The sequence below is a fragment of the Paractinoplanes rishiriensis genome (assembly GCF_016862375.1).
In the GTDB taxonomy this organism is placed as follows: domain Bacteria; phylum Actinomycetota; class Actinomycetes; order Mycobacteriales; family Micromonosporaceae; genus Actinoplanes; species Actinoplanes rishiriensis.
Genome location: NZ_BOMV01000007.1, coordinates 488,676 through 513,870, shown reverse-complemented (window position 1 = coordinate 513,870; position 25,195 = coordinate 488,676). Strand labels below are relative to the sequence as shown.

The window sequence follows — 25,195 nt, the reverse complement described above, 5'->3', positions numbered from 1 at the left end:
TCAACTCATGATGGTGAGGTGTGTCACTCTGAGTGGCTGTCACGCGTAAGCTACCGGCGGGTAACATTGGCAGGCAGTCCGGCCGCGGTGTCACCAACAGGAGGGTCGTAGGAGCGCGATGAACATCGTCGTTTTGGTGAAGCAGGTGCCCGATTCCGGTGCCGAGCGCACCTTGAGCGCTACTGACAACACCGTCGAGCGGGCCTCGGCGAACAACGTCATCAACGAGATGGACGAGTACGCCATCGAGGAGGCGTTGAAGATCAAAGAGGCGCACGGTGGCGAGGTGACCGTGCTGACCATGGGCCCGGCCGGTGCCGCCGACTCGATCCGCAAGGCGTTGTCGATGGGCCCGGACAAGGCGGTCCACGTGACCGACGACGCCCTGCACGGCTCCTGCGCGGTGGCCACCTCCAAGGTGCTCGCGGCCGCGCTCGGCACCCTGAACGCCGACCTGGTGATCTGCGGCGCCGAGTCGACCGACGGCCGGGTCCAGGTGATGCCGCACATGCTGGCCGAGCGGCTGGGCATCGCGGCGCTCACCGGCGCCCGCAAGCTCACCGTGGACGGCAGCCAGCTGACCGCCGAGCGGCAGACCGACGAGGGCTACGAGGTCGTCACCGCGGCCACCCCGGCGATCGTGAGCGTCTGGGACACCATCAACGAGCCGCGCTACCCCTCCTTCAAGGGCATCATGGCCGCCAAGAAGAAGCCGGTGCAGTCGCTGTCGCTGGCCGAGCTGGGTGTCGGCGGCGACGAGGTGGGCGCGGCCGGGGCCACCAGCCAGGTGCTCGAGTTCGCGAAGCGGCCGGCGCGCTCCGGCGGCACCAAGGTCACCGACGAGGGCGACGGCGGCACGCAGCTGGTCGCGTACCTCGCCACCGAGAAGTTCGTCTGAGAGGTTTCGTCATGGCTGAAGTTCTGGTTGTCGTCGAGGCCTCGGAGGCTGCCGGCGTCAAGAAGGTCACGCTCGAGATGCTGACCATCGCCCGGCAGCTGGGCTCGCCGAGCGCGGTGGTGTTCGGCCCTTCCTCGTTCGAGGAGAGGCTGGGCGAGTACGGCGCCGAGAAGATCTACCACGCGTCCGGTGCGGACGTGGAGGACTACCTGGTGGCGCCCAAGGCCACCGCGGTCGCCGACCTGGTACGCCAGGTGCAGCCGGCCGCCGTGCTGCTGGCGTCGACCCAGGAGGGCAAGGAGATCGCCGGCCGGCTCGCCGTGAAGCTGGACAACGGACTGCTCACCGACGCGGTGGCGGTCGAGGCCGACGGCACCGCGACCCAGGTCGTGTTCGCCGGCTCGGCGATCGTCAAGTCCAAGGTGACGCGCGGTCTGCCGATCGTGACGATTCGTCCCAACTCGGTCACCCCCGCGCCGCAGCCCGCGTCGCCGGCGGTCTCGGCGCTGCAGGTGTCGGTCGCCGAAGCCGACAAACTGACCAAGGTCGTCGAGCGGGTGGCCGAGAAGAAGGGCTCGCGCCCCGAGCTGACCGAGGCGTCGATCGTCGTCTCCGGCGGTCGCGGTGTGGGCAGCGCCGACAACTTCAAGCTGGTGGAGGAGCTGGCCGACCTGCTCGGCGGCGCGGTCGGCGCGTCCCGCGCGGCCGTCGACTCGGGCTTCTACCCGCACCAGTTCCAGGTCGGTCAGACCGGCAAGACGGTCTCCCCGCAGCTGTACGTGGCGCTCGGCATCTCGGGCGCGATCCAGCACCGGGCCGGCATGCAGACCTCCAAGACGATCGTCGCGGTGAACAAGGACGGCGAGGCGCCGATCTTCGAGCTGGCCGACTACGGCGTGGTGGGTGACCTGTTCAAGGTCGTACCGCAGGCCGCCGAGGAGATCCGTAAGCGGAAGTAGGTCCCCGCGTCGCGAGACCGGGCCCGGCGGTCGTCGGGTCCGGTCTCGCGCAGGGCATAAGCTTGGGCATTGATGGCCTATCTGGATCACGCAGCGACCACACCGATGCTCGCGGAAGCGCTGGAGACGTACGTCGCCGCCGCCCGTGACGTCGGCAACCCGTCGTCCCTGCACGCGGCCGGCCGCAACGCCCGCCGGCTGGTCGAGGAGTCCCGCGAGCGGATCGCCGCGGCGCTCGGCGCCCGCCCGTCCGAGGTGGTCTTCACCAGCGGCGGCACCGAGAGCGACAACCTCGCCGTCAAGGGCATCTTCTGGGCCCGCCGGTCCGCCTCGCTCAACCGCAACCGGGTGGTGGCCTCCGCGGTCGAGCACCATGCCGTGCTCGACGCGGTCGACTGGCTCGCCGCGCACGAGGGCGCCGCGGTCAGCACGCTGCCGGTCGACGCCGCCGGGCGGGTCGCGCCGGACCGGCTGGCCGAGGTCCTCGACCGCTACCGCGACGAGATCGCCGTGGTCAGCGTCCAGTGGGCCAACAACGAGGTGGGCACCGTCCAGCCGATCGCCGCGCTGGCCCGGATCGCGGCCGACGCCGGCATCCCGTTCCACACCGACGCGGTGCAGGCGGCCGGCCAGATACCGGTCGACTTCGCGGCGAGCGGCGCCGCGGCGCTGACCGTGACCGGGCACAAGCTCGGCGGCCCGGTCGGCGTGGGCGCGCTGCTGCTCGGCCGCGACGTGGCCTGCACCCCGCTGCTGCACGGCGGCGGCCAGGAGCGCGACGTCCGGTCCGGCACCCTCGACACCGCGGGCGTGGCGGCCTTCGCGGTGGCCGTCGAAATCGCCGTCAAATCCCAGCAGGAGTACGCGACCAGGGTCGGCACCCTGCGCGACGACCTGGTGGCCCGGGTCCGCCGCGCGGTGCCCGACGCCATTCTCAACGGCGACCCAGACCTCAACGGTGACCCGGCCGCCCGCCTGCCCGGCAACGCGCACTTCAGCTTCCCCGGCTGCGAGGGCGACGCGCTGCTGCTGCTCCTGGACGCGCAGGGCCTCTCCTGCTCGACCGGCTCGGCCTGCTCGGCCGGGGTGGCCCAGCCCAGCCACGTGCTGCTGGCGATGGGCGCCGACGACGACCGGGCCCGCTCGTCGCTACGGTTCACGCTGGGCCACACCAGCACGGCCGCCGACGTGGACGACCTGATCGCGGCGCTGCCCGGCGCGGTCGAGCGGGCCCGCCGGGCGACCGCCTGGAAAACCCCGCGCTGAGCTGCCGGATAGGGCTGCCGGATAGGCTTGCTCCCATGCGAGTTCTAGCGGCCATGTCGGGCGGGGTCGACTCCGCCGTCGCCGCGGCGCGCGCCCACGACGCCGGGCACGACGTCACCGGCGTGCACCTGGCGCTGGCGCGCAACCCTCAGACCTACCGCACCGGCGCGCGCGGCTGCTGCACGCTGGAGGATTCCCGCGACGCACGCCGGGCGGCCGACGTGATCGGCATCCCGTTCTACGTGTGGGACATGGCCGACCAGTTCCACGACGACGTGGTCGACGACTTCGTGTCCGAGTACGCGGCCGGCCGTACCCCCAATCCCTGCCTGCGCTGCAACGAAAAGATCAAGTTCGCCGCGGTGCTGGACCGCGCGGTGGCCCTCGGCTTCGACGCGGTGGTCACCGGCCACCACGCCCGCCTCGGCCCCGACGGCCTGCTGCGGCGCAGCGTCGACCTGGCCAAGGATCAGTCGTACGTGCTGGCCGTGCTCACCGGCGAGCAGCTCGCGAGGGCGGTGTTCCCGCTCGGCGACTCCACCAAGGCCGAGGTGCGCGCCGAGGCGACCGCGCGGGGCCTGGCCGTGGCCGACAAGCCCGACTCGCACGACATCTGCTTCATCGCCGACGGCGACACCCGCGGCTTTCTGGAGCGCCACCTGGGCAGCGCCCCCGGCGACATCGTGGACGGCCGCACCGGCGAAAAGCTCGGCACCCACAACGGCGCCTACGCCTACACGGTCGGCCAGCGCAAGGGCCTCGACCTGCGGGTGCCGGCCGCCGACGGCCGCCCGCGCTACGTGCTGTCGATCACCCCCAAGACCAACACGGTCACGGTGGGCCCGCGCGAGGCACTGGCCGTCGACACGGTGACCGCGGCCCGCGCGATCTGGCACGGCGCCCCCACCCCGGTCGACTGCGACGTCCAACTGCGTGCGCACGGTGAGGTGGTGCCCGCCGCGGTCACGGTCGAGGGCGGCGGGTTGACCGCCCGCCTGCGCGAGCCGGCCCGCGGCGTGGCGGCCGGCCAGGCCATCGTGGCCTACCGGCCGGACGCGGGTGGCGACATCGTGCTCGGCTCGGCCACCATCACCGCCGGCCACGCCTCCGAGGAGTTAGTCCGTGGCTGACTTTTCCGGGCCGGCTTTCGCGGCGTTTGAGGAGCTGGTCCGTGGCTGACTTTCCGTGGCCGGCCGGGGCGGCCACCGGGATCGGTTCGCTGCCCGGCACCGACGTGGCCGAGGCGCAGCGCATCGTCCTGGGCGAGTTGCCCGAGCTGCCGCACCTGCCGGAACTCCCGGCCCGCGGGCCGGGAGCCGACCTGATCGGGCGCGCCGCCGGCTTCCTGGTGGAGATGCCGGTGCAGCTGTACGCCGGCCGCTGGCAGATGGCCCCGCGGCCCGGCCGTGACCTGCGCCGCACCGCCGACCTGCTGGAACGCGACCTCGATCAGCTCACCGCGCAAGCCGACGGATTCGCCGGCCCGGTCAAGGTGCAGTCGGCCGGCCCGTGGACCCTGGCAGCCTCGCTCGACCTGCAGATCGGCGGCCGCCTGCTGCGCGACCCCGGCGCGGTGCGCGACCTGACCGGCTCGCTCGCCGAGGGCCTGCGCCGGCACGTCGACGAGGTCCGCAGACGCCTGCCGCGCGCGACCGTCCTGTTGCAACTCGACGAGCCGTCGCTGCCGACCGTCCTGGCCGGCCGGGTGCCGACCGAGAGCGGCCTGGGCGCGTACCGCCCGGTCGAGGCCGTCGACGCCGCCGGCGGCCTGCGCACGGTGGTCGAGGCCGCCGGCGTCCCGGTGATCGTGCACAGCTGCGCCCCGTCGGTGCCGCTCCAGGTGGTGCGCGACGCGGCCGCCGCGGCCGTGGCGCTCGACCTGTCCCTGGTCAAAGACCTCGACCCGGTGGGCGAGGCGATCGAGGCTGGCTTGGGCCTGTTCGTCGGCGCCGCACCGGCCACCGGCTCGGCGGTGACCGGCAAACAGGTGGCCGAGCGGGTGCGCACCCTCTGGAACCGGTTGGGCTTCCCCATCGAACGCTTGCCCCGCCAGGTGGTGGTCACCCCGGCCTGCGGCCTGGCCGGCGCCACGGCGCCGTACGTGCGAGCCGTCCTGTCGGCGTGCCGCGAGGCCGGCCGCCGCCTGTCCGAAGACTGACCCTCGCCGTCTTTCCCTTCGCGCCGGACACACGCTTGCTGAAGCGTCCGATTTATCCACTTTAGGCGGGCCTGCCGCGGGCCGAAAATGTCGGGGGTGGCGACTACCGTTCCTCCTAGCAAGTTGAGCGAGACGGAGGTTTCCCGGTGGTCGATGCAGAGCAGACCGAGGTGTCCGAGGCCGCCATAGAGGCCATCGCCGAGGGCCGGCCGACCGCCGAGCAGGAGGCCGCCGCGGGCAAGGACCCGACGCCCGCGGCCAGCACGCGGCATGCCGAGCTGAGCGACGAGGTGAGCGGCCACCAATACCGCTACTACGTGCTCGACTCGCCCACCGTGTCGGATGCCGAGTTCGACAAGATGCTGCGCGAGCTCGAGGCGCTGGAGGAGGAGTTCCCGGCGCTGCGCACCCCCGACTCGCCCACCCAGAATGTCGGCGGCACGTTCTCCACGCTGTTCACCCCGGTCGAGCACGCCGAGCGCATGATGTCGCTCGACAACGTGTTCGACCAGGCCGAGCTGGCGGCCTGGTCCGAGCGCACCCTGCGCGACGCGGGCGGGCCGGTCCAGTTCCTGTGCGAGCTCAAGGTGGACGGTCTCGCGATCAACCTGACCTACGAAAAGGGCCGCCTGGTGCGCGGCGCGACTCGCGGCGACGGGCGCACCGGCGAGGATGTCACGTCCAACGTGCGCACCATCCGCGAGATCCCCGAGCGGCTGGCCGGCGACAACCCGCCCGACCTCCTCGAGGTGCGCGGCGAGATCTACTTCCCGGTGGCGGCGTTCGCCGACCTCAACGCGTCGCTGGTCGAGCAGGGCAAGGCCCCGTTCGCCAACCCGCGCAACGCGGCCGCCGGCAGCCTCCGGCAGAAAGACCCGCGGATCACCGCGTCCCGCGGCCTGCGCATGGTGGTGCACGGCATCGGTGCCCGCGCCGGCTTCACCCCGGCCTCGCAGTCACACGCGTACGAGGCCTTGAAAGGCTGGGGCCTGCCGACCAGCGACCGCTGGAAGCTGGTCGACGACATGGCCGGCGTGCGCGGGTTCATCGAGTACTACGGCGAGCACCGGCACGACGTCGAGCACGAGATCGACGGCGTGGTGGTCAAGGTCGACTCGGTGGCGATCCAGGGCCGGCTCGGCTCGACCAGCCGGGCCCCGCGCTGGGCCATCGCCTACAAATATCCGCCCGAGGAGGTCACCACCAAGCTCCTCGACATCGCGGTCAACGTGGGCCGCACCGGGCGGGTCACGCCGTACGCCGTGCTCGAACCGGTCAAGGTGGCCGGCTCCACGGTCGCCCAGGCCACCCTGCACAACGCCCGCGAGGTGGAGCGCAAGGGTGTGCTGATCGGTGACACCATCGTGCTGCGCAAGGCGGGCGACGTGATCCCCGAGGTGCTCGGCCCGGTGATCGACCTGCGGCCCGACGACGCCCGCGCGTTTGTGATGCCGGCCGACTGCCCGTCCTGCGGCACCACACTGGCCCCGGCCAAGGAGAGCGACGTCGACATCCGCTGTCCCAACACCCGGTCCTGCCCGGCGCAGTTGCGTGAGCGGGTGTTCCACCTGGCCGGGCGCGGGGCGTTCGACATCGAGGTCCTGGGCTACAAGGCCGGTCAGGCCCTGCTCGACGCCGGCGTGATCACCGACGAGGGCGAGTTGTTCGCCCTCACCGAGGAAAAGCTCCGGCTGTCGCCGTTCTTCGTCAACCAGGACGGCAGCCTCGGCAGCAACGCGGTCCGCCTGCTGGAAAACCTGGAGAAGGCGAAATCCCAGCCGCTGTGGCGGGTGCTGGTGGCGCTCTCCATCCGGCACGTCGGCCCCACCGCGGCGCAGGCGCTGGCCCGGCAGTTCGGCTCGATGGACGCGATCGAGGAGATCGTGGCCCGGCCGGCACCGGCCCCGCCCGCCGAGCCGGCCGAGGACGAGGAGGCCACGAAACGCAGGCCCAAGGCCGAGCCCGACGTGCTGGCCTCGGTCGAGGGGGTCGGGCCGACCATCGCGGTGAGCCTGCGCGAGTGGTTCACCGTCGACTGGCACCGCGAGATCGTGCGTCGCTGGCGCGAGTCCGGGGTGCGGATGGCCGACGAGCGGGTCGACGACGGCCCGCGGCCGCTCGAGGGGATGACCCTGGTGGTCACCGGCACGCTGGCGACCCACTCGCGCGACCAGGCCACCGAGGCGATCACGTCACGCGGCGGCAAGGTGAGCGGCTCGGTGTCCAAAAAGACGGCGTTCGTGGTGGTGGGCGACAACCCCGGCAGCAAATACGACAAGGCGCTCGCGCTCAAGGTCCCGGTGCTCGACGACGGGGGCTTCGCGGTGTTGCTGGCCGACGGTCCCGAGGCGGCCCGTGCGGTGGCCGAGGTGGCCGGCGATGAGCCGGGCGACGAGAAGAGCGCCGAGTAGGACGCCGCGAAGCACGACGAAGGGGGCGTCGAAAAGGACGCCGAATTGCCGGAGTGACCCGGCGCCGACCCGGAGGGACCGGCGCTGAGCGGAGGGTCACCCATATGGCGTAATTTGCGGAGAATGAGCGTTTAAGGGCGTATGCCGATTTGATAACGCCGAAGCGGTTTCGCGATGACCGGACAATGCGGATCTATGGTGAAAAAGATCGGTTGATCCACCCCATTGTGGAGGTCGCATGGATGCCGCACGCCCCCGCAACCGCACGTCCGGCGGTCGTGTCCCGGGGGAGTCGGCGTCCGCGGAGCGGCTGGCCGGCCCGCGGCGGCGCCGGGCCGCGCTGTTCACGGCGCTGCCGGTCGCCGCGGCCGACGGGGTGCTGTGGGCCTGCTCGGCTCCGACCTTCGCCGCGCTGCCCACGGCGTACTGGCTGATGGCGGCGCTGGCCGTGGTGGTGGACGCCCGGCCGTACGTGCTGGCCGGTCGCCGGGCCAGCTCGGTGATCCTGCCGTCCATCTGCTTCACCTTCGCGATCGCGCTCGCCTGGGGCTTCGCCGCGGCGCTGGCGGTGCAGCTGGTCGCGGTCACGGTGGCCGGGATGCGGATGCGCCAGGCGGCCCGTCGCACCCTGCACCTCGCGCTGCAGCATGCGGTGGCGATCGGGGCGGCCGCCGTGGTGGCCGCGCTGGCCTCGCTGCGGATCGCCCCCGAGCCCGACTGGGACGACGCCCTGCTCACCGTGGCCGCGGCCAGCGCCTGGATTCTGGCCCGCTACGGCCTGGCCGCGATCGTGGCCCGGCTCGGCTCGCACCGCCGCCACGGGCCGGCTCGGCGCCGCAGCATCGAGGTGCTGGCCACCGCGGCCCTGCTCCTGCTCGGCCCGGTGGTGCTGGCCACCGCCCAGGTCGGGCTCGCCTTCGTGCCGCTGGTGCTGCTCGCGCTGCACGCCGTGCACCGGATGGTGCGCTCGGTCGGCGAATACGAGCGGGCCGCCCGGGTCGACTCACTCACCGGCCTGCCCAACCGGCGCGCGCTCAACGCCTCGGTGAGCGAGCCCGGCACCGGCCGCGCCCTGCTGCTGCTCGACCTCGACCGGTTCCGCACCGTGAACGACGCGCTCGGGCACAGCGTCGGCGACCGGCTGCTGATCGAGGTGGCCCGCCGGCTGGCCGCCGTGGTGCCGGCCCACGACCTGGTGGTGCGGCTCGGCGGCGACGAGTTCGCGGTGCTCGCCACCCGCGTCGACGGCGCACCCGAGGCCCGCCGGATCGCCTGCCACCTGGCCGAGGCGCTCAACCGGCCGTTCGCCCTGGACGGCACCCCGATCGACGTGACCGCGTCGATCGGCATCGCGCTCCAGCACGGCCCGGCCGCCGACAGCGCCACCCTGCTGCGCCAGGCCGAGGCCGCCATGTACGACGCCAAGCAGCGCGGCGACCAGGTCGCGGTCTACGGCCCGGACGCCGCCCACCACTCGCCGGACCGGCTCACCCTGCTCGCCGACCTGCGCCGGGCGCTGCGCGAGGACGCCGCCGACGACGGGATCGTGCTCTTCTACCAGCCGCAGATCGCCATCGCGACCGGCGAGGTGGTCGGCGTCGAGGCCCTGCTGCGCTGGCAGCACCCGGAGCGCGGGCTGGTCGGCCCCGAGGAGCTGATCCGGGTGGCCGAGCTGACGCCGGTGATGCGGCTGCTCACCGGCCGGGTGCTGCACGACGTGGTGGCCCAGCTCGCGGTCTGGCGGGACGCCGGCCGGCCGCTGCGCGCCGCGGTCAACGTGAGCGCCCGCGACCTGCACGCCGGCGACATCGCCGACCGGGTCGAGGCGCTGCTGCGCGACCACGGCGTGCCGGCCGACCTGCTCCAGCTGGAGATCACCGAGAGTGCACTGATGGCCGACCCGCACCGCGTCCTCAACACCATCACCCGGCTCGACCGGATGGGCGTGGCCATCTCGCTGGACGACTTCGGCACCGGCTACTCGTCGTTGCAGCATCTGCGCCGGCTGCCGCTGGCCGAGGTCAAGATCGACCGTTCGTTCGTGCTCGGCATGTCCACCGACCGCGGTGATGCCGCCATCGTGCGCTCGGTGATCGACCTGGCCGAGGCGCTCGGCCTGCGGGCGGTGGCCGAGGGCGTCGAGGACGAACGCACCTGGCGCCTGCTGGCCGCGTCCGGCTGCCACGCCGCACAGGGCTGGTTCCACGCCCGCCCGATGCCCACCGCGGAGCTGGCCACCTGGCTGTCCCGCTACCGCCCGGTGCGCCCCGGACCGGCGCCGATGGCCCTGCCCCTGCCGTAACGGGTGATGGCACCGTCCCGCCGGACGGCCCTTCCGCGGGGCGAAATAGACTCGTGCGGTCAGCGCACGACTCGAGAAAGTAGGGGCATGATGGCCGCCATCTCCCGCGAGGAGGTCGCGCATCTCGCGCGCCTGTCGCGGCTCGCCGTGACCGAGCAGGAATTGGATCAGTTCGCGGGGCAGCTCGACGTGATCCTCCAGTCGGTGGCGCGGGTCGGTGAGGTGGCCGCGGACGACATCCCGCCGACCTCGCACTCGGTGCCGCTGACCAACGTGTACCGCGACGACGTCCCGCTGCCGAGCCTCACGCAGGAGGAGGCGCTGTCCGGCGCGCCCGATGCGTTCGAGGGCCGCTTCCGGGTGCCGCGGATCCTGGACGAGGAGGACTGACCCGATGGCCGATCTCACCCGGATGTCGGCGGTCGAACTCGCCGCCAAGATCAAGAACAGGGAGGTCTCGGCGGTCGAGGTCGCCCAGGCCCACCTCGACCGGATCGAGGCCGTCGACCAGCGCGTCCACGCCTTCCTGCACGTCGACCGGGAGGGCGCGATCGCCGCGGCCGAGCGGGTCGACCGTGGCGAGGTCACCGGCCCGCTGGCCGGCGTGCCGGTCGCGGTCAAGGACGTGATCGCCACCAGGGGCGTGCCCACCACGGCCGCTTCCAAGATCCTCGAGGGCTGGCGCCCGCCGTACGACGCGACCATCGTGGAGCGGCTGCGCGCCGCCGGCACGGTCATGCTCGGCAAGACCAACATGGACGAGTTCGCGATGGGCTCCTCCACCGAATACAGCGCGTACGGCCCCACCAACAACCCGTGGGACCTCGGCCGCATCCCCGGTGGCTCCGGCGGCGGCAGCGCGGCGGCCATCGCGGCCTACGAGGCGCCGCTGGCCATCGGCACCGACACCGGCGGCTCGATCCGCCAGCCCGGCGCGGTCACCGGCACGGTCGGCGCCAAGCCCACCTACGGCGGCACCTCGCGCTACGGCCTCATCGCGTTCTCCTCCTCGCTGGACACCCCCGGCCCGTGCGCCCGCTCGGTCGAGGACGCGGCCCTGCTGCACGCCGCGATCGCCGGGCACGACGTCCGCGACTCCACCTCGATCCCGCAGGCCGTGCCCGACGTGGTGGCCGCGGCCCGGCTGGGCGCCGGCGGCGACCTCACCGGCGTCAAGCTCGGCCTGGTCAAGGAGTTCGCCGGCGACGGCTCCGAGCCCGGCGTGGCGGCCTCCTTCCGGGACAGCCTGGAGGCCCTGGTCAAGCTGGGCGCCGAGGTGGTCGAGGTGTCCTGCCCGCATTTCCAGTACGCGCTTCCGGCGTACTACCTGATCGCCCCCAGCGAGTGCACGTCCAACCTGGCCCGCTTCGACGGCGTGCGCTACGGCCTGCGGGTCGGCGACGACGGCAACCGCTCGCTCGAGGAGGTCATGTCGCTGACCCGCGACGCCGGCTTCGGGCCGGAGGTCAAGCGCCGCATCATCCTGGGGACGTACGCGCTGTCCAGCGGCTACTACGACGCGTACTACGGCCAGGCGCAAAAGGTCCGCACCCTGATCACCCGCGACTTCCAGCGGGCCTTCGACCAGGCCGACGTGCTGGTCTCGCCGACCACGCCGTTCGTGGCCTTCCCGTTCGGGTCGCGCACCTCGGACCCGTACCAGATGTACCTGGCCGACCTGTTCACCATCCCCACCAACCTGTACGGCGGCCCGGCCATCTCGGTGCCGTCCGGCCTGTCCGAGGGTCTGCCGGTCGGCTTCCAGATCATGGCGCCCACCATGGCCGACGACCGGATGTACCGGGTGGCCGCGGCCCTGGAGTCCGCAGTCGGCACGCTGACCCCGCCCGAGCTGTAACGGTCGCTGCCGGGAGAGGAGCGGGAGTGCTCACTCGGATCGAGATCGACGGGTTCAAGACGTTCCGCGATTTCGCCCTGGATCTGCCGCCGTTCCTGGTGGTGCTGGGACGGAACGGTGCCGGAAAGTCCAACCTGTTCGATGCGCTCCGCTTCCTCTCCCGGCTGGCGACCGAGCCGGTCCTGGAGGCGTCCCAGCACGCGCGCGGGCACCTGCTGGAGTTGTTCCACCGCGACGCCGACGGCCGGCTGGACCGGGAGATCACGGACGCCTTCGGCGAGACCCGGCGGGTGGCCGCGACCCGTCTCCGCTACGAACTGGCCATCGAGCTTCGTGAGGTGCCGGCCGGCTTCCGGCCGTTCGTCATTTCCGAGTCCGTACGCGCCCTGTCGCCGGCCGAGGACAAGTGGCGCGAGCGGTTCCCGATCTGGCCCACCGGCTGATCGGTGACCGGGCACGGTACGCCGGATTTCTGGACACCGGCCCTGGAGGCCTGATGCGGTATCTCCGATCGGCGCTGATCGCCGAGGGCGTTTCCGACGACCGGTTCCTGCCCTTCCTCAGGAGATTGCCGAGTCGATCTCCTTGGCCTGCTGCTCACCGTGCCGTCCTTTGCCGCTGTACGGGGAGCGCACCATCGAGGCTTTGACCGGCTTCGGTTACCGGCGGCGGTGAGCCGGTCAGGCCGGCGTCGTCGGTGAGTCCAGCCAGGCGTCGATCAGCGCCGTGAAATCCTCCCCGGTCTGCCGGTTCACGAACGTGGTGAACGACGCCCGGTCCTGCTGCGTGTTCCGCTGCGTCTGCACCCACGCCGTCGCCAGCGCGAAGAAGCGTCGATCGCCGAGCCGGTCGTGCACCTCCTTCAGCATCGCCGCCGGGCACAGATACACGTTGCTCTCCGCGAAGTACCCCGGTTTGGCCCAGGCCGGCGGTCCGAGCCGTTTCCGCGGCGCGGCGTCCCGCTCCCGGAGGCGTTTCTCGAGTTCGTCGTCGCTGTAGCCGTCGAGGGACTGGTCGTAGAGCAGCTGGGCGTACATCGCCCAGCCCTCGTTGAGCCACAGGTCGGCCCAGTGCGTCAGGGTGACCGAGTTGCCGAACCACTGGTGTGCGAACTCATGCAGCAGATCCTGGTCGAAGCGGTCCGCACGGACCCGGCCGCCCATCGTGATCATCTGCTGGGTCTCCATAGCCGAGGCCGAGTCGACCAGGACGACGCCGCCGGTCGGGAACGGATACGGCCCGAACCGCTCGACCAGGAACGACAGGTGGGACGGCGACTTCCGCAGGGCCGGCAGCAGCCGCTCGTCGACGCCGGGCCGGTACCAGTAGGTGAGTGGGACACCGCCGGGGCCGGTCGCGGTGAGCTTGCGGTAGCGGCCGACGGCCAGCGTCTGCAGGTAGGTCGCGACCGGGTCGGCGCTGGTGTAGCGGAATGTTCGTCCGTCAACGCCGGCCGGGGTGCCACCGGCGATCGCCGTCCAGCCGGCCGGGACGGTCACCGCGATGTCGTAGAGCGCCTCGTCGGACGGGTGGTCGTTGGCCGGGTACCAGGTGTAGGCCCCGTACGGCTCCTGCATGGTCCACAGCCCACCGTCGCGGGTGACGGTCAGGCCCAGCGGCTCGGTGTCGGTGCGGTGCGACGGCATCGGCGTGGTTCTCGGCCGGCCGCGGTAGCCGACCACGAGCGTGACCGGCCGATCCCTGGTCACCGCCACCGGCACCGTCAGCTTCTCGCCGGTCACGCCGGCCGGGACCGCAACACCGTCAACTTCAACTTCGATCATCTCGTACGGCTGGAAGTCGAGCCGGACGGATGCGGCGTCCACGGTGGGCCGGATCCGCAGCGTGGCGGTGCCGGTGAGCGTGCCCGCCCGCGGATCCCAGGCCAGGTCGAGGTCGTAGTGCAGCACGTCCAGCCCAGGATTGCCGTGCCCCGGATAGAGCGGATCGGCCACCGGGACCGACGTGCCGGGGTGCCGGGCCGGCACCGGGATAGCAGGCGCGGCCGGTGTCTCCGCGCAGCCGGTGAGCAGCGCGAGCACGGCCACTGCGGCGCGCAGCCATCGGTCCATGGCCGGACCGTACCCCGGGTCCGCGAAAAACCGTCGGTGCCGCCCACTACCCTGAACACCGTAAGAAATTCCGGGTCCAGTCTGGGAGCTCACCGCATGACCACCATCGCGCTGCCGACGTACGAGGACGCCATCTCCCGGTTCGAACCGGTGATCGGCCTCGAGACGCATGTCGAGCTGGGCACGCAGACCAAGATGTTCTGCGGCTGCCGCACCGACTTCGGCGCCGAGCCCAACACCCAGGTGTGCCCGGTCTGCCTGGGCCTGCCCGGCTCTCTCCCGGTGGCCAACCGCGCCGGCATCGAGGCGACCATCCGCATCGGCCTCGCGCTCAACTGCGACATCGCCGCCTGGTGCCGGATGGCCCGGAAAAACTACTTCTACCCCGACATGCCAAAAAACTTCCAGACTTCACAGTACGACGAGCCCCTGTGCATCGACGGCTACGTCGACGTCGAGGTCGACGGCACCACCTACCGCATCGGCATCGAGCGTGTCCACCTCGAGGAGGACACCGGTAAGACGCTGCACGTCGGCGGTGCGACCGGCCGCATCCACGGTGCCACCGAGTCCCTGGTCGACTACAACCGGGCCGGCATCCCCCTGGTCGAGATCGTGACCAAGCCGGTCCCCGGCCTGGGCGCGCTGGCTCCCGAGGTGGCCCGCGCCTACGTCACCGAGCTGCGTGACATCATCCGCTCGCTCGGCGTCTCCGACGTGCGGATGGAGCAGGGCTCGCTGCGCTGCGACGTGAACACCTCGCTCAACAAGCCCGGCGAGGAGTGGGGCACCCGCACCGAGACCAAGAACGTCAACTCGCTGCGCTCCGTCGAACGCGCCGTCCGCTCCGAGATCATCCGCCAGACCGCGGTCCTCGACGGCGGCGGCCGCATCGTCCAGGAGACCCGTCACTTCCACGAGGACCGTGGCGACACCAGCTCCGGCCGCTCCAAGGAGACCGCCACCGACTACCGCTACTTCCCCGAGCCCGACCTGGTCCCGATCGCCCCCGACAAGGCGTGGGTGGCCGAGCTCAAGGCCGCGCTCCCGGAGCGCCCGTCGGCCAAGCGGGCCCGCCTCCGCGAGGAGTGGGGCATCAGCGAAACCGACATGCAGTCGGTGGCCAACGCCGGCGCCGTCGAGTTGATCGAGCAGACCATCGCCGTCGGCGCCAGCCCCGCCGGCGCCCGCAAGTGGTGGATGGGCGAGCTGGCCCGCCGCGCCAACGAAACCGGCGTCGACCTGGCCGAGGTGGGCGCCACCCCCGTCCAGGTGGCCGAACTGCAAAAGCTGGTCGACGAGGGCAAGCTCAACGACAAGCTGGCCCGCGCAGTCCTCGAGGGCGTAGTGGCCGGCGAGGGCAACCCCACCGAGGTGATGGCCGCCCGAGGCCTGGAGGTGGTCTCCGACTCCGGTGCCATCGCCGCCGCCGTCGACGAAGCAATCGCCGCCAACCCCGAAATCGCCGCCAAAATCCGAGACGGCAAACACGCAGCCGCCGGCGCCCTGGTAGGCGCCGTCATGAAATCCACCCGAGGCCAGGCCGACGCCAAAACCGTCCGCGACCTGATCCTCGAGCGCCTCACCTAGCCACCCGGCAGGGCCTCAGCCCCTAAGCAGTCGCGCCGCCACCATCCGCCGCGCGCCCGGCCTTCAGCTGCGCGTCTGCGGCAGTCGTGCCGCGCCATCCGCGGCGCCCGCCGCCGCGTCGGCGCCCGCCACGCCCGCGCCCGCCACGCTGGGCGGCCCAGGCCGAGCTGTGGAACCAGGTCTCACATTCCGGCGTTGCTGGCCGGACATCGCGACAATGAGCGCGTTCTGCCGGCACGGAAAACGCGATCTTAAGGGGTCTGCTGCTTGCTGGGCTCGCTAACTCGACAACGTCGATGTCCGGCCTACCGGGATGACAAGGACGCTTGACATTTAGTCAAGGTGACTGGACTATCGGGAGCATGGCTAGCGGAGTTCGGGAACTGACCGGCAGGGAGTCGTTGCTGGTTTGGGCCGGCGTTGTCGTCTGGGTGGGTGGCATCTCGGGCGCGGTTTTGTTGGTGGTCCTGGCTGAGGCGGTGCCCACGTGGGCCGCTGCGACTCTCGCGGCCGTCGCCACCGGCGGGCTCATGCTCACCGCCGCGGTCGTGGGGCGTTCGGCACTGCGGCGGGACGGGCTGGAGCGCACCGTCAACGTCGAAGCCTCGGCGCTCGCGTTCTGGATCACGATGGGGGGCGTGCTCACCTACGGGATTGTCGACGCCTTTGCAGACGTACCGCGGCTCCTTGCTCCTTGGGTTTTGTTCTTCGGTCTTGTCTCGTGGAGTGTGGCGCAGGCCGCCCGCCTCAACCGGTACCGCTGATGGAGAACCGCCTCCGGGTGCTGCGGGCCGAACGCCGATGGACGCAGGAGCGGCTCGCCGGCGCGATCGGGGTGTCCCGGCAGACCATCAATTCCATTGAGAACGGGAAGTATGACCCCAGCCTTCAGGTCGCCTTCAACCTGGCCTTCGCGCTCGACTGCCGGATCGAGGACATCTTCATGCCGGAGCGGGCCTAAGAAGGCGAGGGCGAAACAGACGGCGGCTGCTCCGCGCCGATCACGTTTCGCTGCATCTCGATGTTGGACTCGCCGGTGCCGCCCACCTGGATGTCGTCGTAGGCCTTGAGCTGGCGATTCTCGTCGAAGTAGAGCACCGACAGCATGAGCGGCGTCGGGTCTTCCTTTTCCAGGCCGCGCAGGCCGGCGCCGCCCGTCGAACCCTCGACCATCAGGCGCGTCTGCACCGGCAGTTCATCCCCCGCGGGCGCGCTCGGGGTGGGCGAAGGCGACACCGGAACCGGCTCCGGCATGATGCTCACCTGCCGCTGGTGCATGTGCCCGGCCAGGACCAGCGGCACCACCCCGCTCAGCGGAGGCGCCATCGCCGGATCGTGTACCAGCGCGATGTCCACCGGCTTGTCCGAGCGCCGGATCGTCGTCGCCAGCTGGTCACCGGCCAGCAGCAGCGGCGAGGTCGCGTCCTCCTCGGTGGGCTCCTCGGACTTGTCGGGGGTGAACTCGGGGTCGCCGATGCCCGCGATCGTCAGGTTGCCCACCTGGGTGGTCGTGTTGTCCAGGACCACCGCGTTGCGCTGCCGGGCCACCGCCGCCTGGATGGCGCCCGAGTCGTGGTTGCCGCGCACGTAGAGGTACGGCACCCCGACCGACGGGATCGAGCTGGCGTAGTTGGTCTCGGCGCTGCTGCCCCAGTCGACCATGTCGCCGGTGTCGATCACCGCGTCGATGTCGAAGGTCTGCACCACCGTCCGGATCAGGCCCCACGAGCTCGGGTTCAGGTGCAGGTCGGAGACGTGCAGCAGGCGGGTGGTGTTGCCGGCCGGCTCGTACACCGGCAGCGAGCTGACCGTGGTGTAGAGGCGGCTCACGTTGCTGACGATCTGCTGGAGCTGGTCGGCGTAGCGGCCGTAGTTGTCCGCGATCCGGCGGGCGTCGCCGACCACCGCGGGCGCGTTGACCAGCAGTCCCTCGTAGCGGGGCTCGGCGATCGAGTCGGGGCGCAGGGTGCCGAACGCCAGGCCCAGGCTGCCCGCGGTGACCACCAGCGCGGTCACGCCGGCGGCCGCCACCCGGCGGACGTTGCGGAAGATCAAGGTGGACAGGATCAGGGCGCTGAGGACCGAAATTCCCAGGGTCCGTACGCCGAGGCGCATGACCCCCATGCGGACGTCGGCAACCGCGTTCTCGCCAGCCGAGCTGATCGCGGCCGGGTTGTCGATCAGCGCCTCGGTCCGGGACTGGTCCAGCGCGGCCAGGTTGACCGTCAGGTGCAGCGGGCCGTCGTGGCTGTCCAGGTGCAGCGACCCGAGCGGTGGCAGGTCGACCTCGGTGCCGCCCAGAACGGACGGGCTGATCGACATCTCGGCGCGGAACGGGCCGACGCTGACGCCCGCGTGCGCGAACAGCATGGTGCCGATGATCACCCCGCCGATGCTGACCAGGCCGACCGCGGCGGCGACCGCGCCCCGCCGGGTCCAGCGGTGGCGATAGAGGTCGGCGGCGGTCGCGGCGGCACGCCGCAGCCACGCCGGGTAGTCGAAGGTCATCAGCGGCTCACCTGCCCAGAGCCCGGAGTCGTCAAACGGATCAGCTGCGGCCGGCGCCGCCGTCCGAGAAGACCAGGCGGATGATGCGGTCGTCATCGGGGGTGGGGGAGCCGCCGTCCTCCTGGTTCGACGTGCTCGCCCACAGCGAGCCGTCGGGAGCCGCGACCAGGCCGCGCAGGCGGCCGTACTCGCCGTTCAGCAGGGCTTGGGGAGAGCCCAGCACGGTGCCGTTCTCGGTGATGTTGAGCAGCCAGAGCCGCTTGCCGAGCAGGCAAGCGGTGGCCAGGGTCTGCTCCAGGGCGGCCACGCCGGCGCAGTACGAGTCGGCGATCGGCCAGCTGTACAGCGGGTTGGTCAGTTTCGGATCGGTGCCCGCGCCGTCCGACCGGGCCCAGCCGTAGTTCTTGCCCTTGACGATCACGTTGAGCTCGCCGGATTTGGGCTGGCCGTTCTCCGTCGCGTACATGCGCTTGGTCTGATCCCAGGCGATGCCCTGCACGTTGCGGTGGCCGAGCGACCAGACCAGCGAGTTTTTGGTGGGGTTGCCGGGCGCCGGCTTGCCGGCCGTGGTCATCCGCAGGATCTTGCCGCCCAGGCTTTTCTGGTTTTGCGCCTGGGTGCCGTTGGTGCCGTCGCCGGTGCCGGCGTAGAGGAAGCCGTCCGGTCCGAACGCCAGCTGGCCGCCGTTGTCGTTGCGGGAGCGCGGGATGCCGGTGAGGATCGGCTGCAGCTTGCCCTTGAGCACCAGCTTGCCGATCCGGTTGTCCTTAGCCGTCGAGTAGTAGACGTAGACCGTCTTGTCGGTCTCGTATTTGGGCGAGACCGCGATGCCGAGCAGCCCGCCGTCGCCGGACGCCTGCACCTCCTCGAGCCGCTGCACCTCGGTGACCTTGAGACCCTTGGCGTCGGACTCGGGGCCGAGCTGCAGGATGCGGCCGGTGTCCCGCTCGGTGATCAGGGCACCGCCGTCCGGCAGGAACGCGATGCCCCACGGCACCTCGAGGCCCTTGGCCAGGATGGTGACGGCGACCTCCTGATCGCCCTGCGGCTCGGTGCCGGTCGACGCGTCCGCGGACGGGGTCGGGAGGTTGGGCGGTGCACCCTGCTGGTCGGCGTCCGGCGGGCCGAAGCTGCAGGCCGTCGTCAGCGCCAGCACGGCACCGAGCGACGCCGCCACGGCCCGGACCCGGCGGGACTGCTTGCGCACGCGACCTCCCTCGACGTTGACGCACCCCAGGGTAGCGGCGTCACCTGGGAAGCCCCCGATGATCACGTTACGGGTTGGTCGGGGTTTCGCCCATTTCCTGCTGGCCGGCGGCCAGCACCCGGGGCAGGTTGTCGCGGGTCACCCCGGTCAGCCGGATCACGTTGCCGTTGTCGAGCAGGGCGGAGATCTGACCGTTCGGGTCGGGGGCCAGTTCGGTGATCCGGGACCAGGGCACCGAGGTGCTGCCGAGCAGTGCCTTGACCCGCAACTCGTCGGGGTAGACGTCGGTGCCGGCCCGCCACGCCCAGACGAAGACCGCGACCGGGATCAGCAGCAGCGGCGTGAACGCCCACCGTGTCCCCGCGATCGGCGCCGCGCCGACGAACGCGATCACGGCGGCGACCAGGAGCGCGCCGCTCTTGCGGAGGCGCAGCAGGGGCTTCTGTCTCACCGGGGCATTGTCCCATCCGGCAGCTGTGCTGCTGCGTTCGGCCGGGTTACCCCCACATCCGTCCATACTCGACGATCTGCGGGTGCACAGCGGAACCGCTCGGCCGTAACCTGTTCGAGGGATGTTCGTTGATTCCAGGCAGCGCCCCCTAACAGCGCAGAGGATCCGTCGACGTGGCAGAGCCGTCCCCCGCGGCCGCCCGGCCCATTGACCGGGTGGTGCTGCTCAGTGTCCCCGTGGTCGCGGTCGTCGTGCTGCTTGCCGGCGTGCTCGGCTGGACCCCGCCGGCCCTCGCCCTCGCCATCGGGGTCGGCGGCACCGCGCTCTGGGCCGGCCTGCTGCTGATCCGCGCCGCGCTCGCCATCCACCACTCCGACGGCACCTTCGTGGCTTGCCGGGGCGCCGGCTTCGTGGGTCTGGCCGCGCTGGTCACCGGGCTCACCACGATGGTGCCCGCCTGGTCACCCCCGGGTGCGCAGGTCTGGGTCACCGCGGGGTTCGGCACGGCGGTGATCCTGTACGCGACCGGCACGCTGTTCCTGCCCGGCGGCTCCCCGGACTGGGCGACCCGGGTGCGGCGTGCCTTCGACGGCGCCGGGCTCGGGGTGAGTCTCGCCTTCGCGGGTTACCTGATCCCGCCGGTCAAGGCGGGCCAGCACCCGGACACCATGCCGATCACGCTGATCGGTGCGCTGGGCGTCTCGGTGGCGACCGTGGCGGTGCTGCGCGGCCGCCCGATGCGCCGGCCGACGGTCCGCTGCGGCGCCGGCGCGGTCACCGTGATCGTGGCGCTCGGCATCGTGGCCACCATGGTGGCGCTGGACCGGCCGGCCGGCGGCCCGGCTCTGCCGCTGCTCGGCCTGCTGGTCGTGGCCGGCCTGGCCGCGGTCGCCGAGGGCGGCAGCCGCCGCGGCCTGCCGACGCCGCCGCGCGAGCCGCGCCACCCCGACCAATACCTCGCGAGCTATCCGCTGCTCGCGATCCCGGCCGCGGTCGGCGTGCTGGCCGCGCTGTACCACCTGATCACCGTGCGCCACTTCGATCCCACCAGCATCGTGCTCGGCATCGCGATGGTCAGCGTGCTGGTGATGCGCGAGCTGCTGGTGGTCCGCGACATCCGCCGGTACGCCGGCCGGTTGCAGGCCGCCGAGGCGCACTTCCGCTCGCTGGTGGCCGGCGCCACCGACCTCACCCTGGTGCTCGACGACCGGCTGCGGATCAGCTGGCAGTCGCCGGCCGCGGCCCGGCTGTTCGGGCTCAGCGACGACGAGGTGCTGGGCCGGACGTTCCGCGACCTGATCCACCCCGACGACGTGCCGGCCGCCCAGGCGGTGATCGACGTGGTGCTGGCCGGTGAGCACGCCGACGGCCCGCCCGCGCTGGTCACCGCCCGGCTGCGGGACGGCGCGAAACTGTGGCGCGACACCGAGTCGACGATCTCCGACCAGCGCGCGGTGCCCGAGGTGGCGGCGCTCGTGGTGCACGTCCGCGACGTCGGCGAGCGCAAGCACCTGGAACGCACGCTGCACCGGATGTCGTACACCGACCAGCTCACCGGGCTGGCCAACCGCCGGGCGCTGATGCGCGACCTGCTGGCGTTCCGCCGGCGGGCCGGTCAGCAGGGCACTCTCCTGGTGATCGACCTGCACGGGCTGTCCACGATCAACGACAGCCGCGGCCGGGAGACCGGCGACGCCGTGCTGGTCGAGGTGGCCCGCCGGATCCGCACCCTGGCCGCCGCCGAGGATGTGCCGGCCCGGCTCGGCGGCGACGAGTTCGCGGTGCTCACCTCGGACGGCGCGGTGCTCGCGTACGCGCTGGCCACCCGGATCGCGATCGTGCTGGCCGAGCCCTATCAGCTGCCCGGCACCGTGGTCGACCTGCACACCAGCATCGGCCTTGCCGAGCTGGCCGGTGGTGCCGACTCGGACGAGGTGCTGCGGCACGCCGACCTGGCCCGCAAGCGCGCCCGGCAGCTCGGCTACGACCGGGTGGAGTGGTACGACCCGGATGTCGAGATGGCCCTCAACCGCCGCATGGAGCTGGAGAAACAGCTGCTCTCCGCGGCCGAGCGGGGCGAGCTCGACCTGGTTTTCCAGCCGGTCGTGGGGTTGCGTGACGAGCAGCCGGTAGGCGTCGAGGCGCTGCTGCGCTGGCGGCATCCCGAGCTCGGCACGATCCTGCCGGCCGAACTGCTGCCGATCGCCCGGGCCGTGGGCATCGCCGCCGAGCTGGACGAATGGTTGCTGGACGCCGCGTGCAGACACCTGGCGGCCTGGTCGGACGGCGACAACTCGTACTGGCTGTCGGTCAACGTGTCGCCGCGCGAGCTGCTCACCGCGCGTTTCCCGGACCGGGTGGCGGCCACTCTGCGCCGCTACGGCTTGGCGCCGGAACGCCTGGTGGTGGAGGTCGCCGAGGACTGGATCGCCGAGGACGTGCCGGCCATCGTGGCGTCCCTGTCCGGCCTGCGGAAGCTCGGCGTGCGCGCCGCGCTGGACGACTTCGGCGCCGGCCAGGCCTCGCTGTCGCACCTGCGGCGGCTGCCGGTGGACATGCTCAAGCTGGCGTCGTCGCTGGTCAACACGTCGTCCGAGGCGAGCACCGGCGGCGGTCCCGCGGTGATCGACGTGGTGGTGAGCCTGGGCCGCCGGCTGGGCCTGGAGATCGTGGCGAAGGGCCTGGAGACCCGCGAGCAGATCGAGCGGGCCGCCGCGGCCGGCTGCCCGCTCGGTCAGGGCTTCGCGCTGGGCCGCCCGGCGCCGGCCGAACGCATCGAGGCCTATCTGGAGACCCGCCGCGCCTAGGCAGCCGGGCCCGGCCTCGAGTGCTGGCGTTGCCCCGGCCCAGACAGATCTTGGTCCGGAAGCTGTCTAGTAGCGGGGCGGTGCGGTGCTGCCGCGCGGCGTCAGGTGGGCCGGTCCGGCCTCGACGTTGCCGACCTGCTTGCCGTCGATCGCGGCCAGCAGCTCGCGGGCCGCATGCGCGCCGTACTCGGCGATGTCGCGGGTCAGCGCGGTGAGCGGCGGGTGCACGAGACTGCACAGCGGAGAGTCGTCCCAGGCCACGATGGACAGATCGCCCGGCACCGCCAGGCCCATCTCCTGCGCCACCGCGAGTCCGGCCACCGCCATCACGTCGTTGTCGTAGATGATCGCGGTCGGCCGTTCCATGCCGATCAGCAGACGGCGGGTTGCCCGGCCGCCCTCCTCGCCGGTGTAGTCGGACGGGATGGTGACCGCCTCGAGCCCCACCGAGGCGCAGATGTCGTTGAACGCCCGGGTGCGCGTCTGGGTGTGCAGCAAGCCGGGCAGACCGCTGACCCGGGCGATCCGGCGGTGCCCGAGCGCTACCAGATAGCGCACCGCCTCGGTGATCGCGCCGGCGTCGTCCGACCAGATCTGCGGGATCTTGCCGGTCTCGCCGGGGCCGCCGATCACCACGGCCGGCAGCTGGAGCTGTTGCAGGACGTCGACGCGGGCGTCGTTCTCGCGGAGGTCGGTAACGATTACGCCGTCAATCCGGCGCTCGCCCCACCACCTTCGGTAGACCTCGACCTCGAGCTCGGGGGTGGCCACCACCTGCAGCGTGAGCGCGTATGAGCGGGCCGACAACTCGGCCTCGAAACCGCTGATCAGGCCCATGAACCAGGGCTCGATGCCGAGGATGCGGGCGGGCCGGCAGAGGGTGAGACCGACGGCCCGCGCGCTCGCGCCGGACAGGGCCCGGGCCGCGCTGTTCGGGTTGAACCCGATCTCCTGGGCGATGGCAACGATGCGTTGCCGGGTCGCCTCGGAGACGCCCGGCTGTCCGTTCAGCGCGTACGACACAGCGCCTTTGGACACACCAGCCCGCCGCGCGATGTCGGCGATCGTGGGCCGCTTCACTCGGACTCCTCTGTTCCCGCAGAGCTTACCGGCAGACGATTCGGTAGAGCGCTCTCACGCTACCGCGCGGCAAGATCGACTGACGGCGGGCGGAAGGCTTGATCGGTTAAGTGTTACGGGACACGTGGCCGTTTGTAAACTGCGATCGTCCGGAACGTCGTTTTCAACCCACTTATCCGTCGCTGACAACGTTAGGAAATCAACCATGTAACACGCTATTGACACTCGTCGAGGCCCGTCATAGCGTCTCCTGAACTTACCCGGTTCAGTAAATTCACTCCTCTGTGGAGGCGCAATGGAACGGCTTGGCAAACGGGGTCTGCGCGTCACTGTCGCAGCAGGCCTTGCAACGGCGCTGGCCCTGGCGGGCTGTAGCGGCCAGAGCCTTGAGGGCGACGGCGACAACAAGGCTGCTCAGGGCCAGATCACGCTCAAGATCGCCTTCTGGGGCGACATGGGCCTGGACGCGCTCAAGACGAAGTACGAGGCGGCCAACCCGAACATCAAGATCGAGCTCAACTCGGGCGAGTACAACGCCCAGCACGAGGACCTGCAGAAGAAGCTGGTGGCCGGCAACGGCGCGCCGGACATCTCGGCGGTCGACGAGGGCTTCATCGTGCAGATGCGGGCCCAGGCTGACAAGTTCGTCAACCTGCTGGACAAGGGCGGCGCCGAGTACGAGGCGAAGTACCTGCCCTGGAAGTACAACCTGGCGAAGTCCGCGGACGGCAAGCTGATCGGTCTCGGCACCGACGTCGGCGGCCTGGCCATGTGCTACCGCTCGGACCTGTTCGAGAAGGCCGGCCTGCCCAAGGACCGCGAGGCGGTCAGCAAGCTCTGGACGGACTGGGACCAGTTCATCGAGGTCGGCAAGCAGTACACCGCCAAGACCGGCAAGAAGTTCGTCGACTCCGGCACCAACCTGTTCAACCCGGTGCTCGCCCAGCAGCCGGTCGGCTTCTTTGACGAGTCCGAGAAGCTGCAGATGGAGGGTGGCCCGAAGGTCGCGTTCGACGTGGCTCTGAAGGCGATCGACGCCAAGATCTCGGCGAACCTGGCCAGCTTCCAGCCGAACTGGGACCAGGGCTTCAAGAAGGACCAGTTCGCCGTCCTCGCCTGCCCGGCGTGGATGCTCGGCCACATCCAGACCACCGCCCCCAACCAGAAGGGCAAGTGGGACATCGCCGCGATCCCGGGCGGTGGCGGTAACTGGGGTGGCTCGTGGTGGACCGTTCCGGCCCAGGGCAAGAACGTCGACGCCGCGGCCGACTTCGTGAAGTGGCTGGTCGCCCCCGAGCAGCAGATCGAGGTCTTCAAGACCGTCGGTAACCTGCCGTCGCAGCCGGCTCTGTACAAGGACACCAACGTGCTCGAGTTCAAGCACGAGTTCATGAGCAACGCTCCGACCGGCCAGATCTTCGCCGCCACCGCTGAGGCCCTCAAGCCGCAGTACCTGGGCAAGAAGAACGGCCCGACCCGCGTTGCCGTGGAGAACGTCATCACCCGCGTCCAGCAGGGTGGCCTCAAGTCCGACGCCGCGTGGGCCGAGGCAGTGAAGGCAGCTGAGAAGGCCGCCAACTCCTGATCTGAAGAACACCCCAGCAGCGGGGCGGCTGATGCCGCCCCGC

Annotated in this window: 20 protein-coding genes; 15 read left to right on the top strand and 5 right to left on the bottom strand. The window is 71.3% G+C overall.

Annotated elements, in window-relative coordinates; genetic code table 11:
* The first annotated feature begins 118 nt into the window (after nt 1-118).
* The 10 genes from Ari01nite_RS06220 (at nt 119) to Ari01nite_RS06175 (ending at nt 12,295) form a co-directional block, all read left to right on the top strand.
* Nucleotides 119-898 carry an electron transfer flavoprotein subunit beta/FixA family protein gene (locus Ari01nite_RS06220; protein ID WP_203780071.1) on the top strand — a complete coding sequence of 260 codons (780 nt, stop codon included), beginning with the start codon at nt 119-121 and terminating at the stop codon, nt 896-898.
* A gap of 11 nt (nt 899-909) precedes the next feature.
* Nucleotides 910-1,857, top strand: a complete 948-nt coding sequence (locus tag Ari01nite_RS06215) for an electron transfer flavoprotein subunit alpha/FixB family protein (RefSeq protein ID WP_203780070.1) — start codon at nt 910-912, stop codon at nt 1,855-1,857.
* 72 nt (nt 1,858-1,929) lie between these two features.
* Nucleotides 1,930-3,123, top strand: coding sequence for a cysteine desulfurase family protein (locus tag Ari01nite_RS06210; protein WP_203780069.1), 1,194 nt, complete (start codon nt 1,930-1,932; stop codon nt 3,121-3,123).
* A gap of 35 nt (nt 3,124-3,158) precedes the next feature.
* Nucleotides 3,159-4,253: a tRNA 2-thiouridine(34) synthase MnmA gene (gene mnmA, locus Ari01nite_RS06205; protein WP_203780068.1), complete on the top strand. Its 1,095-nt coding sequence runs from the start codon at nt 3,159-3,161 to the stop codon at nt 4,251-4,253.
* Between the two features lie 41 nt (nt 4,254-4,294).
* Nucleotides 4,295-5,281, top strand: coding sequence for a uroporphyrinogen decarboxylase/cobalamine-independent methonine synthase family protein (locus Ari01nite_RS06200; protein ID WP_203780067.1), 987 nt, complete (start codon nt 4,295-4,297; stop codon nt 5,279-5,281).
* Nucleotides 5,282-5,466: 185 nt separating this feature from the next.
* On the top strand, nt 5,467-7,692 hold the full coding sequence (ligA, locus tag Ari01nite_RS06195; RefSeq protein WP_239162543.1) for an NAD-dependent DNA ligase LigA: 2,226 nt from the start codon (nt 5,467-5,469) through the stop codon (nt 7,690-7,692).
* A 238-nt stretch (nt 7,693-7,930) separates the two neighbouring features.
* Entirely contained in the window at nt 7,931-9,994 is a 2,064-nt protein-coding gene (locus Ari01nite_RS06190) for a putative bifunctional diguanylate cyclase/phosphodiesterase (RefSeq protein WP_438872135.1), read from the top strand.
* Nucleotides 9,995-10,084: 90 nt separating this feature from the next.
* Nucleotides 10,085-10,384, top strand: coding sequence for an Asp-tRNA(Asn)/Glu-tRNA(Gln) amidotransferase subunit GatC (gene gatC, locus Ari01nite_RS06185; RefSeq protein ID WP_203780331.1), 300 nt, complete (start codon nt 10,085-10,087; stop codon nt 10,382-10,384).
* A 4-nt stretch (nt 10,385-10,388) separates the two neighbouring features.
* Nucleotides 10,389-11,852 (top strand): Asp-tRNA(Asn)/Glu-tRNA(Gln) amidotransferase subunit GatA, encoded by a 1,464-nt coding sequence (gene gatA, locus Ari01nite_RS06180; protein ID WP_203780066.1) that lies wholly within the window; start codon nt 10,389-10,391, stop codon nt 11,850-11,852.
* 26 nt (nt 11,853-11,878) lie between these two features.
* Complete coding sequence (locus tag Ari01nite_RS06175; RefSeq protein WP_203780065.1) at nt 11,879-12,295, top strand: AAA family ATPase; 417 nt, start codon at nt 11,879-11,881, stop codon at nt 12,293-12,295.
* Nucleotides 12,296-12,532: 237 nt separating this feature from the next.
* Here Ari01nite_RS06175 and Ari01nite_RS06170 read toward each other — a convergent pair whose 3' ends face one another.
* Nucleotides 12,533-13,924 carry a M1 family metallopeptidase gene (locus tag Ari01nite_RS06170; protein ID WP_203780064.1) on the bottom strand — a complete coding sequence of 464 codons (1,392 nt, stop codon included), beginning with the start codon at nt 13,922-13,924 and terminating at the stop codon, nt 12,533-12,535.
* 96 nt (nt 13,925-14,020) lie between these two features.
* Here Ari01nite_RS06170 and gatB point away from each other — a divergent pair, with 96 nt between their 5' ends.
* The 3 genes from gatB to Ari01nite_RS06155 all read left to right on the top strand — a co-directional run bounded on the left by gatB (nt 14,021) and on the right by Ari01nite_RS06155 (nt 16,475).
* Nucleotides 14,021-15,514 carry an Asp-tRNA(Asn)/Glu-tRNA(Gln) amidotransferase subunit GatB gene (gene gatB, locus Ari01nite_RS06165; RefSeq protein WP_203780063.1) on the top strand — a complete coding sequence of 498 codons (1,494 nt, stop codon included), beginning with the start codon at nt 14,021-14,023 and terminating at the stop codon, nt 15,512-15,514.
* 362 nt (nt 15,515-15,876) lie between these two features.
* Nucleotides 15,877-16,278, top strand: coding sequence for a hypothetical protein (locus tag Ari01nite_RS06160; RefSeq protein ID WP_203780062.1), 402 nt, complete (start codon nt 15,877-15,879; stop codon nt 16,276-16,278).
* Nucleotides 16,278-16,475 carry a helix-turn-helix transcriptional regulator gene (locus Ari01nite_RS06155; protein ID WP_203780061.1) on the top strand — a complete coding sequence of 66 codons (198 nt, stop codon included), beginning with the start codon at nt 16,278-16,280 and terminating at the stop codon, nt 16,473-16,475. The genes Ari01nite_RS06160 and Ari01nite_RS06155 overlap by 1 nt, the downstream gene beginning before the upstream one ends.
* Here the strand turns inward: Ari01nite_RS06155 and Ari01nite_RS06150 are convergent.
* The 3 genes from Ari01nite_RS06150 to Ari01nite_RS06140 all read right to left on the bottom strand — a co-directional run bounded on the left by Ari01nite_RS06150 (nt 16,472) and on the right by Ari01nite_RS06140 (nt 19,680).
* Entirely contained in the window at nt 16,472-18,022 is a 1,551-nt protein-coding gene (locus Ari01nite_RS06150) for a metallophosphoesterase family protein (protein WP_203780060.1), read from the bottom strand. The genes Ari01nite_RS06155 and Ari01nite_RS06150 overlap by 4 nt on opposite strands.
* A gap of 40 nt (nt 18,023-18,062) precedes the next feature.
* Nucleotides 18,063-19,229: a PQQ-dependent sugar dehydrogenase gene (locus tag Ari01nite_RS06145; protein ID WP_203780059.1), complete on the bottom strand. Its 1,167-nt coding sequence runs from the start codon at nt 19,227-19,229 to the stop codon at nt 18,063-18,065.
* A gap of 67 nt (nt 19,230-19,296) precedes the next feature.
* On the bottom strand, nt 19,297-19,680 hold the full coding sequence (locus Ari01nite_RS06140) for a PH domain-containing protein (protein ID WP_239162501.1): 384 nt from the start codon (nt 19,678-19,680) through the stop codon (nt 19,297-19,299).
* 173 nt (nt 19,681-19,853) lie between these two features.
* On the opposite strand from Ari01nite_RS06140, the gene Ari01nite_RS06135 reads away from it, so the two are divergent.
* Nucleotides 19,854-22,487 carry a putative bifunctional diguanylate cyclase/phosphodiesterase gene (locus Ari01nite_RS06135; RefSeq protein ID WP_203780057.1) on the top strand — a complete coding sequence of 878 codons (2,634 nt, stop codon included), beginning with the start codon at nt 19,854-19,856 and terminating at the stop codon, nt 22,485-22,487.
* Between the two features lie 66 nt (nt 22,488-22,553).
* On the opposite strand, the gene Ari01nite_RS06130 is transcribed toward Ari01nite_RS06135, so the two are convergent.
* The gene (locus Ari01nite_RS06130; protein ID WP_203780056.1) at nt 22,554-23,567 is read right to left on the bottom strand and encodes a LacI family DNA-binding transcriptional regulator; all 1,014 of its coding nucleotides are present in this window, start codon (nt 23,565-23,567) and stop codon (nt 22,554-22,556) included.
* Between the two features lie 295 nt (nt 23,568-23,862).
* Between Ari01nite_RS06130 and Ari01nite_RS06125 the strand changes: the two genes are divergently transcribed.
* Entirely contained in the window at nt 23,863-25,152 is a 1,290-nt protein-coding gene (locus Ari01nite_RS06125) for an ABC transporter substrate-binding protein (RefSeq protein WP_203780055.1), read from the top strand.
* Nucleotides 25,153-25,195 lie beyond the last annotated feature (43 nt).